The organism is Pseudomonas sp. AS2.8 (assembly GCF_014190935.1).
Taxonomy (GTDB): Bacteria; Pseudomonadota; Gammaproteobacteria; order Pseudomonadales; family Pseudomonadaceae; genus Chryseomonas.
Window position 1 is genome coordinate 62,559 of record NZ_JACHVV010000005.1, and the last position, 13,078, is coordinate 75,636.

Consider the following 13,078-nt stretch of genomic DNA (forward strand, 5'->3'; position numbering starts at 1 on the left):
GGTAACGGCTTCCCGCTACCGTCTTCTGGTGTAGCGCAAGAACCCCGCTCAGGCGGGGTTTTTGCTGCCAGATCAACCGAAAGATCCAGGAAAAAGGTAGGATGAGCGCCCCGAGCGCCGCCCCTTGCATGGGCTGGCCTCTATCGGGCAACCTTGACAGCCATTCCCAGCGTGCTGGCGAGGCGGAAAGGAAAAAGGATTAATGATTTGTCTGTCCTTTCCGATAAACCTAGGACATCTTTCCGTCTTCACAAGGACGCGGACCCTCGCATGAGTATTCACTCCGATGCTGCCGATGCCGCGGTAGCCGATCAGGCGGGCGCGCTCAGCGCTCCTGCCCGATTGGGCTTGCTGCGTTTCGAGCGTCTGAATGAAGCCTCCTGGGCGATGCTCTATCTCGATTCCCGCTGTGAAGCCAGCCTCGGCCTGCCCGCCCAGGCGCTGTGCTCGCTCATCGATGCCCCCTATGCCAGCCTGATGGAGCCCAGCGTCCGTCATCGGCTGCACGAAGACATCCAGCTGCAACTGGCCGCACATGGCAGCTATCAGGTGCGCTACCTGTTCCACTCCCCTACGGCCCCGTACCAGGTGGTCGAGGTGGGCGAAAGCCTGCAGCGCCACGGTCGCCCGCTGCTGCGCGGCTATCTGCTGCGGGTGATGAACGACGACGCCCTGGCCGGCGAATGGGAAGCCCATAACCTCGCCCTGCGCTCTACCCTGGCGCTCCTGCAGGACAGCCAGGACCACAGCCAGCAACGGCTGGGGATGGCCCAGGCGCGACAGACCCTGCTGCTCGAACTGGCCCGTCTGGCCCTGCGCCAGGCACCGGTCGACGATGAACTGGTGCAATTGCTGCGCACCGAGGGCCCGGCCGCCTTTGCCGCGGACGAACTCAGCCTGTGGCGTTACGAGGGCAACGGCCTCGTGACCCTGTGCAAGGAAGAGCGCCTGCCGACGCTGTGCAGCGACCACCGGCGCCGCTTGCGCGAGCAGGGCGTGATCGAAGACGCCAGTCAGGTACTGCACCCGACCCATACCGGGGGCGGAACGGCGTTGGACGTGGCGCTGCTGCATGACGGTCAACTGACCGGCCTGCTCTGCCTGCGACGCGATCGCCCGGCCACCTGGGAAGCCGAGGACGTCGCCTTCGCCCGCAGCCTGGCCGAGTGCCTGGCCGCCCTCCTCCAGCAGCCGGAACGCCTGCCCAAGGTCGCCCACCCCCTGACCCGGGTGATGGAAGCCAGCAACGATGCCTTCCTGCTGCTGGATGCCAGCGGTTGCCTGGAGCACGCCACCGACAGCTTCGCGCGGATCACCGGATACCCCATCGGCAAGCTGCAGGGTCTGCACGTCGAATCCCTGCCGGCCCTGGAAAACTGGGGCGAGCTGCTCTACGAAGCCTGGCAGCGGCTGGCGCACCAGGACAGCTGGCAAGGCGAACTGCGCTGCTATCGGCGGGACGGCGAGACCTACTGGGGCCAGCTGTCGCTGTCCAAGATCCAGCAGCCCAACGGCGACCTGCAGGGCTATCTGGGCATCTTCCAGGACACCAGCAAGACCCGCTTCGCCCAGCAGCACAACGACGAACTGGTGTTTCGCGACAGCCTCACCGGGTTGGCCAACCGCAGCCACTTCATCGCCCGCCTGGAAGCGCGCCTGGAGCAGTCCAATCCGAGCCGCGAACACTCGCTGCTGCTGGTGGACGTCGACAACTTCAAGAGGGTCAACGACAGCCTCGGCCATCGCATCGGCGACCAGCTGCTGGTGGGTCTGGCCCGGCGCCTGCGCAGCGCCCTGGGCAAGGGCGCTCTGATCGCGCGCATCGCCAGCAACGAATTCGCCGTACTGCTCGAAGGCATGGATGCGCTCGCCGCCGACAGCCTGGCCCGCGACACCCTGGTGGCCCTGGATCCGCCACTCTATGTGGAGGGCCACCCGACCCTGATCAGCTGCTCGATCGGCCTGACCACCGCGCGGCCGCACGAGACCGATCCGCAGACCCTGATCAAGCACGCCGGCCTCGCCCTGCACCGGGCCAAGGCCACCGGCGGCCACCAGGTCCAGGTGTTCACCGAGGCGCTGATCGCCGAGGCCAGCAACAAGCTGTTCGTGCAGAACAACCTGCGCCGGGCCCTGGAGCAGAACGAACTGCTGGTGCACTACCAGCCCAAGGTCTGCCTGAAACGCGCCAAGCTGCTTGGCCTGGAAGCCCTGATCCGCTGGCAGCACCCGGAAAAGGGCATGATCCGTCCGGACCAGTTCATCAGCATCGCCGAGGAAACCGGACTCATCGTGCCCATCGGCAAATGGGTCATCCGCGAGGTCTGCCGCCAGTTGCACCGCCTCGACGCCGCCGGCTTCGACGATCTGCAGATCGCCATCAACCTGTCGCCCAAGCAGTTCACCGATCCCGATCTGGTGCAGTCCTTCGTCACCATCCTCGACGAGGAGGGCATCGCGCCCAAGCGTCTGGAGCTGGAGCTGACCGAAAGCCTCTTGCTGGATGCCACCGACGCCACCCGCAACACCCTCGAAGCCCTCAAGCGCCTGGGCATGAGCCTGGCGATGGACGACTTCGGCACCGGTTATTCGTCGCTCAGCTACTTGAAAAAATTCCCCATCGACATCATCAAGATCGACAGGAGTTTCATCAAGGACATCCCGGACAACCAGGACGACATGGAAATCACCTCCGCGGTGATCGCCATGGCCCACAACCTGCGGCTGCAGGTGGTTGCCGAGGGCATCGAGACGACCGAACAGCTGGCTTTCCTGCGCCACCATCGCTGCGATATCGGCCAGGGCTATCTGTTCGACAAGCCCATCCCGGCCGACCAGCTCGACGCCGCCCTGGCGCGTTATCTGCCGACCCGCTGACCCGCCGCGCGGACTCGACCCCGCTGCCGCGATTTTGCGTACACTGAGCTTTTCGCCTGGCCCTTTCCCACGAGGTATCCTATGGTCCTGCGTTCCGAAATCCTGACCAAGAAGACCCATCTGCCCGCCGCCGAGCAGGCACTGCCCGGTCGCGAGACGGCCATGGCCGTGCCCGCGGCCCACTATGTCAACGGCAATCCGTTGCAAGGCCCCTTCCCCGCCGGCTTGCAGAGTCTGGTGGTGGGCATGGGCTGCTTCTGGGGCGTCGAGCGACGCTTCTGGCAACAGCCAGGGGTCTGGACCACCGCGGCCGGCTATGCCGGCGGCCATACCCCCAATCCGACCTACGAAGAGGTGTGCTCCGGCCTGACCGGTCATACCGAAGTGGTGCTGGTGGTGTTCGATCCAGCGCAGACCTCACTGGAGGCGCTGCTGAAGATCTTCTGGGAAGCCCACGATCCGACCCAGGGCATGCGCCAGGGCAACGACGTCGGCACCCAGTATCGCTCGGCGCTGTATTACACCGACGACAGTCAGCGTGAAGCCTTCGAAGCCAGCCAGGCCGCCTTCCAGGCGCAACTGGCCGAGGCCGGTTATGGCGAGATCACCACCGAGATCGCCCCGCTACCACCCTTCTACTACGCCGAGGCCTATCACCAGCAGTACCTGGCGAAGAATCCCAACGGCTATTGCGGCCTGGCCGGCACCGGTGTCTGCCTGCCGCCCAGCCTGGCGGTCTGATCCCGAGCCGCTGCGGCGGCTTTCTTTGTTGGGCTTCGGCGGTAGAGCCGCCTCAACCCAACCTACGCCAACCTTTCCCGTAGGTTGGGTTGAGCACAGCGAAGCCCAACGTCCCCAGGCCCAACACGATGCTGTTGGGCTTCGGCGGTAGAGCCGCCCCAACCCAACCTACGCCAACCTTTCCCGTAGGTTGGGTTGAGCGCAGCGAAGCCCAACGTTTCCAGGCTCGACACGATGCTGTTGGGCTTCGGCGGTAGAGCCGCCTCAACCCAACCTACGCCAACCTTTCCCGTGGGTTGGGTTGAGCACAGCGAAGCCCAACGTCCCCAGGCCCAACACGATGCTGTTGGGCTTCGGCGGTAGAGCCGCCTCAACCCAACCTACGCCGACCTTTCCCGCAGGTTGGGTTGAGCGCAGCGAAGCCCAATGTCCCCAGGCTCGACATCCTTTTGTTGGGCTTCGGCGGTAGGACCGCCTCGACCCAACCTACGCCAACCTTTCCCGTAGGTTGGGTTGAGCACAGCGAAGCCCAACGGCGCCGGGCCTCGCTATTCGGCGATCAGCCAGTCCAGCCGCCAGCTGCCTTCGCCCTGGGCCAGATGCTCGGCCAGCCAGGGCAGCAAGTCGCGCAATTCTTCTTCCAGACCCCACGGCGGGTTGACGATGGCCAGCCCCGAGCCATTGAGCCGGGTGGGGTCGTCCGCCGCGCGGATCAGCAACTCGACGTTGAGCAGCTTGGGCGCGCCACTGGCCTGCAGACCGGCATGAAAGCGTCTGAGCTGACGGCGATCCTTGATCGGATACCAGAGCATGATCACCGTCTGGCGCATCCGGCCGATGGCCTCCGCGACCGCCTTGACGCAACGCTCCAGCTCGTCGCCCTTCTCGAAGGGCGGATCGATCAGCAGCAATGCCCGGCGCTCGGGGACCGGTAGCAGCGCCCTGGGCAGCAGCCAGCCATCCTTCTGGTGCACCGCCACACGGCGATCACGAGCCATGTTTTCCTTGAGCAGGCGACCATCCTCGGGGTGCAGCTCGTTGAGCAGCAGGCGATCCTGGGTACGCAGGGCCTGGCGCATCAGCTCGGGCGAGCCGGGGTAGTAGCGCAGCGCGCCGTCGGGATTGAGCGCCGCCACCGCCTCGCGATAGCCGACAAAGGCCGCCGGCGCGGACTCCAGGGCCCACAGCCGTCCGATGCCTTCGCGCCATTCGTCGGTACGACTGGCCTGGTCGCCGGCCAGGTCGTAGCGACCGACACCGGAATGGCTGTCCAGATAGGCGAAGGGCGTCTCCTTGCGCGCCAGCAGCGCGGCCAGGCGCAACAGGGTGGCGTGCTTGAAGACATCGGCGTGATTGCCGGCGTGGAAGGCGTGTCGGTAATTCATGGGATACTCCAGCGTCAGCCCTACAGTGTACCGTCTTCCTAGGGCACCAGCGGCGTCGCGCTTTGACACCCCGGCCACCCAGCGGGTTAAATCCCCTGGTTCTTCAATTCTTTACCCCAGGAGTCACGCTTGGACGCTGTCACCATCAACAGCTTGTTCTTGATCGGTGCGGTGCTGATCGGCCTGTCGATTCTGGTCAGCTCGATTTCCTCGCGGGTCGGCATCCCGATCCTGGTGATCTTCCTGGTGGTCGGCATGTTCGCCGGCGTCGACGGCCCCGGCCACATCGCCTTCGACAACTACCCGATGGCCTACCTGGTGGGCAACCTGGCGCTGGCGGTGATCCTGCTCGACGGCGGCATGCGCACCCGGGTGTCGAGTTTCCGCGTGGCGCTCTGGCCGGCGCTGTCGCTGGCCACCGTGGGGGTGATGATCACCACCGGCCTGACCGGGGTCGCCGCCGCCTGGCTGTTCGACCTCAGCCTGCTGCAGGGCCTGCTGATCGGCGCCATCGTCGGTTCCACCGATGCCGCGGCGGTGTTTTCCCTGCTGGGCGGCCGCGGCCTCAACGAACGGGTCACCGCCAGCCTGGAAATCGAATCCGGCAGCAACGACCCCATGGCGGTGTTTCTCACCGTCACCCTGATCGAGATGCTCGCCAGCGGCCAGAGCGGCTTCAGCTGGAGTCTGCTGGGCCATTTCGTCAGCGAATTCGCCATCGGCGGGGTGATCGGCCTGGGCGGCGGCTGGCTGCTGCTGCAGCTGATCAACCGCATCCACCTCGCCGACGGCCTCTATCCGCTGCTGGCCATCAGCGGTGGCCTGCTGATCTTCGCCCTGACCAACGCCGCCCACGGCAGTGGCATCCTCGCGGTCTACCTGGCCGGCCTGCTGATGGGCAATCTGCCGATCCGCAGCCGCCACGGCATGCTGCACATGCTCGACGGCATGGCCTGGCTGGCGCAGATCGGCATGTTCCTGGTGCTGGGCCTGCTGGTGGAGCCGCACAACCTGCTGCCCATCGCCCTGCCCGCCCTGGGCCTGGCACTGTGGATGATTCTGGTCGCGCGCCCACTGTCGGTGGCCATCGGCCTGCTGCCCTTCCGTGCCTTCCATGACCGCGAAAAGGCCTTTATCGCCTGGGTCGGGCTGCGCGGTGCGGTTCCCATCATCCTGGCGGTGTTCCCGATGATGGCCGGGCTGCCCCAGGCCCAGTTGTTCTTCAACGTGGCCTTCTTCATCGTGCTGGTGTCGCTGCTGGTGCAGGGCTCCAGCCTGCCGCTGGCGGCCAAGCTGCTCAAGGTAACGGTGCCACCGGAGCCGGCGCCCTTCTCCCGCGCCGGTCTGCAGGTCCATCCGACCAGCGAATGGGAGTTGTTCATCTATCGCCTGGGCGCCGAGAAATGGTGCATCGGCGCTGCCCTGCGCGAGCTGAAGATGCCCGAGGGTACCCGTATCGCCGCGCTGTTCCGCGGCGAGACCCTGCTCCACCCCTCCGGCAGTACCACCTTGGAAGCCGGCGACATCCTCTGCGTGGTCGGCCATGAGCACGACCTGCCGGCCCTGGGCCGGCTGTTCAGCCAGGCGCCGCAGCAGACCCAGAGATTCTTCGGCGACTTCGTCCTGGAAGCCGACGCCGAGCTCAGCGCCGTGGCCGCGCTGTACGGCCTGCAACTGGGCGAGGTGGATGGCAACCAGCGCCTCGGCAGCTTCATCACCCACGAGATCGGCGGCGAACCCATCGTCGGCGACCTGGTGGAATGGAACGGCCTGGTCTGGATCGTCGCGGCCATCGAGAACAAGCGCGTGCGCAAGGTCGGCGTGAAGTTTCCCGAAGGCCGCAACAGCGGGCCCGCGCTCTTTCTTTAACGGTGGATGAACAGGGTTCGCGGCTTGAGGGACGTTACCTTGCACCCCGGGCAGCCTGGCTTTAACCTCGCGCCTTTCCACTGCCCGACGCCCGCCGCATGCACCGCCTGTCCGCTCTGCTTCGCGCCGCCGCTCTCTGCGGTTGCCTGTTTACCCTTCCCGCCGTGGCTCAGGATTCCGGGCCGCCGGATGCCCAGCAGGTTCAGCAGAGTCTGAACGGTCTGGCCGATCGCAAGCTGCCCGCTCCCGAGCAGAGCGCCGCCCAGGACAGTCTGCAGCAGACCCTCAAGCTGCTCGACCAGCGTGACCAGTACGTCAAGCAGCTGGCCGATCTGCGCCAGCAACTGGCCCAGGCGCCGCAGCAGATCAAGGATGCCCAGCGGCAACTGGCGCGGCTGCGCGCCGAACCGATCAAGCCGGCCGAACAGCGCTATGCCGGCGCCACGCCCCAGGCCCTGGAGCAGCGCCTGAGCGAGACCAGCCTGGCGCTCAACAGCGTGCAGGACGACCTCAATGCGGCCAACAGTCTGGTGATCAATGCCCAGACCCGCCCCGAACGCGCCCAGGTGGACATCGCCAATCTGCAGACGCGCCTGCAGCAGATCGCCGATCTGCTCAAGACCGGGCGCGAGAACGCCAAGCCGCTCACCGCCGAGCGGCGCGGTCAGTTGCTGGCGGAGCAGGCGACCGCCAATGCGCAGATCCAGCTGCTGCGGCAGGAACTGGGCGGCAACAGCGTGCTGCAGGATCTGGGGGCCATCCGTCGCGAACTCTTCACCGAGCAGGTCAAGCGCTACGAGCAGGAGACCCTGGACCTGCAGACGCTGATCAGCGGCAAGCGCCGTCAGCAATCGGAAAAGACCCTGGCCGAAGCCTCGCGCGAATCGGAAAAGACCGCCGGGGACGATGTGCTGTCCCAGGAGACCGGACTCAATCTGCAGTTGTCGGACTACCTGTTGCGCGCCACCGATCGCCTCAACGACCTCAACCGCCGCAATCTCGAGTCGCGCCAGCAGCTGGACCAGCTCAAGCAGACCAGCGAGAACATGGAACAGCAGATCGGCGTGCTCAAGGGCAGCGTGCTGCTGTCCAAGCTGCTCTATCAGCAGCGGGCGGCGCTGCCCTCGGTCAAGGTCAACAAGGACCTCACCGACGACATCGCCGACCTGCGCCTCTATCAGTTCGAACTCAATCAGCAGCGCGCGCAGATCGCCAATCCGGAAGGCTACGTCGACACCCTGCTGGCCCAGCAGCCGCCGGAAAAGGCCACCCCGCAGTTGCGTCAGCAACTGCTCGACCTGCTCAAGACCCGCAGCGCATTGCAGGAGCGCCTCAACACCGAACTCAATGCGCTGCTCAGCGAATCCATCGATCTGCAGCTCAACCAGAACCAGCTGCGCAGCACCATCACCAGCCTGCGCAGCACCCTCGACGAGCAGATGTTCTGGATTCCCAGCAACAAGCCGCTGGACTGGAACTGGGTCAAGACCGCGCCCCGCAAGCTGCTGCAGCAGCTGCGCGACGTGCCCTGGGGTTCCAGCCTGCATGAGCTCTATGTCGGCCTGGCCGAGCGGCCGCTGCTGCTGCTGCCGCTGGTGCTGGCCTTCGCCACCCTGATCTGGCAGCGCCCGCGCCTCTATGGACGGGTCAACAAGCTCAACCAGGACATCGGCCACTATCAGCGCGACAGCCAGTTGCATACGCCCCAGGCGATCCTGCTCACCATCCTGCTGGGCCTGCCGGCGAGTCTGGTGCTCTGGCTGGGCGGGGTGGCCCTGGAGGGTGACGAGCGCGGGGTCAACGCCGCCATCGGCGCGGCGCTGCTGGAGATCGCCGCCGGCTGGCTGGTGTTCTACACGGTGTATCGCCTGCTGGCCTCCGGCGGCGTGGCCGAGACCCATTTCCGCTGGGCCCGGCCCCAGGCGCAGTCGCTGCGCCGGCTGGTCAGGCGGGTGGGCCTGCTGGCCCTGGCGCTGATGGCGGTGGTGGCCATCGCCGAGCGTCAGCTCGCCGGCCTGGCCGACGATGTCCTCGGCATCCTCATCGTCTTGGTCGCCTATGCCAGCCTGGCCTGGATGCTCGGTCGCTCGCTGCTCAATGCCACCGCCCGCGAGCGCCTGCCGTTCTTCCGCCTGCTGCTCGGCCTGATGATCACCGCCATTCCGGCCGTGCTGTTCTTCGCCGTGCTCTTCGGCTACTACTACACCGCGCTCAAGCTCACCGATCGCCTGGTGGACACCCTCTATGTGCTGATGGCCTGGATCATCCTCGAAGCCACCCTGGCCCGTGGCCTGAGCGTGGCCGCGCGGCGCCTGGCCTACCAGCGTGCCATCCAGAAGCGCCAGGCGCAGCAGGAAGACGCCGAGGGCGTCGAGGTGGTGCAGGAGCCGACCCTGGACATGGAGCAGGTCAACCAGCAGTCCTCGCGGCTGTTGCGCCTGACCCTGCTGCTGGCCTTCCTCGGCGTGCTCTACCTGGTCTGGGCCGACGTGGTGGCGGTGTTCTCCTACCTGGACAACGTCACCCTCTACCAGTACACCAGCGGCACCGGCGCCGCCGCCACCCAGGTCCCCCTGACGCTGCGGGTGTTCATCATCGCCCTGGTGATCGCCGGCCTCACCGTCGCCCTGGCGCGCAACCTGCCGGGCCTGCTGGAGGTGCTGGTGCTGTCCCGCCTGAATCTGGCCCAGGGCAGCGCCTACGCCACCACCACCCTGCTCTCCTACGTCATCGTCGGCTTCGGCACCGTGACCACCCTGGCGACCCTGGGGGTGAGCTGGGACAAGCTGCAGTGGCTGGCCACCGCACTCTCGGTCGGTCTGGGTTTCGGCTTGCAGGAGATCTTCGGTAACTTCATCTCCGGCCTGATCATCCTCTTCGAGCGCCCGGTGCGCGTCGGCGATCTCATCACCATCGGCAACGTGACCGGCACGGTGAACAAGATCCGCATCCGCGCCACCCATATTACCGATGCCGACCGCAAGTCGGTGGTGGTGCCGAACAAGACCTTCGTCACCAGCCAGCTGATCAACTGGACGCTGACCGACACCGTCACCCGTATCGTGCTGACCTTCGGCGTCAATCGCGGCAGCGACCTGGCCCAGGCGCAACAGCTGATCATGCAGGCGGTAAAGGAGAATGCGCGGGTACTGCACGATCCCGAACCCTCGCTGTTCGTCACCCACTACGGCGCCACCACCCTGGATCACGAACTGCGCATCTACGTCCGGGAACTGGGCGATCGCAGTGCCGCCACCGATGAGCTGATCCGCCGGGTCGACCAGTTGCTGCGCGAGGCCGGCATCAACCTGCTGTCGACGCCGCAGATGGAAATCACCCTGAAGAATCGACACGGAGCGGAGAAACAACTGGGTAAAAAGTCTCTCCTACCTGAAGGGGATGCCCAGCAGGAGGCCGAGGATCCCAAGCCATCCAAGGCCTGACGGCCCCTGCGCGGATAATTCGGGAGACCCATGAAACAGCTGCTCGACCTGACCTTCGACAACAGATTCGCCCGCCTGGGCGATGACTTCTCCACCCGTATCGACCCCCGGCCGCTGGACGATCCGCGGCTGGTGGTCGCCTCGCCCGCCGCCCTGGCCCTGCTGGACCTGGATCCGGCGGTGGCCGAGACGCCCGAATTCACCCAGGTGTTCGCCGGCGCCCAGCTCTGGGACAGCGCCGAGCCTCGCGCCATGGTCTATTCCGGCCATCAGTTCGGCTCCTACAACCCCCGCCTCGGCGATGGCCGCGGCCTGTTGCTGGGCGAGGCGGTCAACGACCGCGGCGAGCACTGGGACCTGCACCTCAAGGGCGCCGGCCTGACACCCTTCTCGCGCATGGGCGATGGCCGCGCCGTGCTGCGCTCCTCCATCCGCGAATTCCTCGCTTCCGAGGCCCTGCACGCCCTGGGCATCCCGACCACCCGCGCCCTGTGCGTGATCGGCTCCGCCACCCAGGTGGTGCGCGAGCGGCTGGAGACCGGCGCCACCCTGCTGCGCATGGCGCCCAGCCACGTGCGCTTCGGCCATTTCGAATACTTCTACTACACCCGCCAGCATCAACTGCTGGAGCAGCTGGGCGAACACGTCCTGAACGCGCACTTCCCCGAGTTGCTCGCGAGCCCCGATCCCTGGGCGGCGCTGTTTCGCGAGGTGGTGGAGCGCAACGCCCGGCTGATCGCCTACTGGCAGGCCTATGGCTTCTGCCACGGGGTGATGAACACCGACAACTTCTCGATCCTGGGTCTCACCTTCGATTTTGGCCCCTTCGCCTTTCTCGACGACTTCGACGCCCAGTTCATCTGCAATCACTCCGATCACACGGGACGCTACTCCTACAGCAACCAGGTGCCCATCGCCCACTGGAACCTGGCGGCCCTGGCCCAGGCGCTGACGCCCAAGGTGGCGGTGGCGACGCTGCAGGAGAGCATCGCCCTCTTCCTGCCGCTGTACCAGGCGCACTATCTCGACCTGATGCGCCGTCGGCTGGGGCTGCAGGACGCCCGGGACGAAGACCAGGAGCTGGTCGAGCGCCTGCTGGCCCTGATGCAGCAGGGCGGCGTGGACTATCACCTGTTCTTCCGTCACCTGGGCGAAGACGAACCCGCCGCGGCGCTGGCCCGGGTGCGCGAGGACTTCATCGACCTGCGCGGTTTCGACGACTGGAGCCAGGCCTATCGCGCCCGCCTGGATGCCGAGGGCGGCGCGGCGACCGAGCGCACCACCCGCATGAGCGCGGTCAATCCGCTGTTCGTGCTGCGCAACTACCTGGCCCAGCAGGCGATCGAGCAGGCCGAAGCGGGCGACTACCGCGAGGTGCGCCTGCTGCACGAGGTGCTGTCACGCCCCTTCGAGGCCCAGCCGGGACGCGAGCGCTTCGCCCTGCGGCCGCCGGACTGGGGCAAGCACCTGGAGATCAGCTGCTCGTCCTGAGGTCCGGTCCCGGCAAGGCGCCCGAGCTCAGGCGCCGTTGACCTGGAAGACGTGCCGCAGATAGTGCAGGAAGTCCGGTTCGCCGCCCTGGGCCTTGCCCGGGGCGTCGGAGATCTTGGCCACCGGCTGGCCGTTGCAGCGGCTCATCTTGAGCACCATGTTCATCGGCTGCACCCCCGGGATGTCGCAGGTGAAGTGGGTGCCGATGCCGAAGCTGACGTTGATCCGCTCGCGCAGGGCGCGAAACAGCGCCAGGGCCTTTTCCAGATTGAGCGAATCGGAAAACACCAGGGTCTTGGTCAGGGGATCTATGCCCAGCTGCTGGTAATGGGCGATGGCCTTTTCCGCCCACTGCAGGGGATCGCCGCTGTCATGGCGCAGGCCGTCGAACAGCTTGGCGAAGTAGAGATCGAAATCGCGCAGGAAGGCATCCATGGTGATGGTGTCGGTCAGGGCGATGCCGAGTTGACCACGATATTCGCGCACCCAGCAGTCGAGGGCGGAGATCTGGCTGTCGATCAGCCGCGGACCCAGTTGCTGGTGCGCCATCAGCCACTCGTGGGCCATGGTGCCCAGGGGCGCGACGTCCAGCTTCCAGGCCAGGTGCACGTTGCTGGTGCCGACGAAGCGACCGGGGAAGTCGTCCCTCAGGCTGCGCACCACCATCTCCTGCACCCCGTAGGAGAAGCGCCGCCGCGTGCCGAAGTCGGCCATCTTGAACTCGGCCAGTTCGTCGGCGCCCGCCTCCCGTGCCAGCCAGTCGAACTTGCGATAGAGCTGATCCCGCGCCACCTGCAGCGGCAGATCGGCATGGCGCTGGCGATTGCGCACCTCGCTGATCAGCGCCAGGATCGGCACCTCGAAAAGGATCAGGTGCAACCAGGGGCCTTTCAGGGTCAGGGTGAAGCGCCCTTCTTCCTCGCCCAGGAACACATAGGAGGGATTGAAACGAAACAGCCGCAAAAAGCGGATGAAATCCGGGGTGATGAAGGGGATGCGCTCGAGAAAGGCCAGCTGACTGTCACTGATGGCGACATCGGCGAGGGCATCGATCTCGGCCTGGATGGCCGCGTGATAGGGCCGCAGGTCTTCGTCGTTGCGGCAGCGAAAAGCCCACTCGACTTCCGCATTGGGATAGTTGTGCAGGACGGCCTGCATCATGGTGAGCTTGTAGAAGTCGGTGTCCAGCAGGCTCTGCACGGCCTGCTCGGAAAAACTATCGGCCATCATCGGCGGGGGCTCGGCAGCTAGAAGTCAGACGACAGGATGCCC

7 protein-coding genes are annotated in these 13,078 nt (G+C 66.0%); 5 read left to right on the forward strand and 2 right to left on the reverse strand.

The genetic code is table 11. The features are described 5' to 3' along the window. Positions 1-270: 270 nt before the first annotated feature. Both FHR73_RS19320 and msrA read left to right on the forward strand, forming a co-directional pair. Entirely contained in the window at positions 271-2,877 is a 2,607-nt protein-coding gene (locus tag FHR73_RS19320) for a bifunctional diguanylate cyclase/phosphodiesterase (protein ID WP_183633436.1), read from the forward strand. Positions 2,878-2,958: 81 nt separating this feature from the next. Then, complete coding sequence (gene msrA / locus FHR73_RS19325) at positions 2,959-3,618, forward strand: peptide-methionine (S)-S-oxide reductase MsrA (RefSeq protein WP_183633437.1); 660 nt, start codon at positions 2,959-2,961, stop codon at positions 3,616-3,618. Between the two features lie 548 nt (positions 3,619-4,166). Here the strand turns inward: msrA and FHR73_RS19330 are convergent. Then, positions 4,167-5,003 (reverse strand): 23S rRNA (adenine(2030)-N(6))-methyltransferase RlmJ, encoded by an 837-nt coding sequence (locus FHR73_RS19330; protein ID WP_183633438.1) that lies wholly within the window; start codon positions 5,001-5,003, stop codon positions 4,167-4,169. Between the two features lie 129 nt (positions 5,004-5,132). Here FHR73_RS19330 and FHR73_RS19335 point away from each other — a divergent pair, with 129 nt between their 5' ends. From FHR73_RS19335 to selO, 3 genes are all read left to right on the forward strand, one after another. Further along, a complete protein-coding gene (locus FHR73_RS19335; RefSeq protein WP_183633439.1) occupies positions 5,133-6,872 on the forward strand; it encodes a potassium/proton antiporter in 1,740 nt (579 codons plus the stop codon). 98 nt (positions 6,873-6,970) lie between these two features. Next, entirely contained in the window at positions 6,971-10,315 is a 3,345-nt protein-coding gene (gene mscK / locus FHR73_RS19340) for a mechanosensitive channel MscK (RefSeq protein WP_183633440.1), read from the forward strand. Positions 10,316-10,345: 30 nt separating this feature from the next. Continuing rightward, complete coding sequence (gene selO / locus FHR73_RS19345; RefSeq protein ID WP_183633441.1) at positions 10,346-11,806, forward strand: protein adenylyltransferase SelO; 1,461 nt, start codon at positions 10,346-10,348, stop codon at positions 11,804-11,806. 27 nt (positions 11,807-11,833) lie between these two features. Here selO and pncB read toward each other — a convergent pair whose 3' ends face one another. After that, entirely contained in the window at positions 11,834-13,036 is a 1,203-nt protein-coding gene (gene pncB / locus FHR73_RS19350; RefSeq protein WP_183633442.1) for a nicotinate phosphoribosyltransferase, read from the reverse strand. Positions 13,037-13,078: the final 42 nt, after the last annotated feature.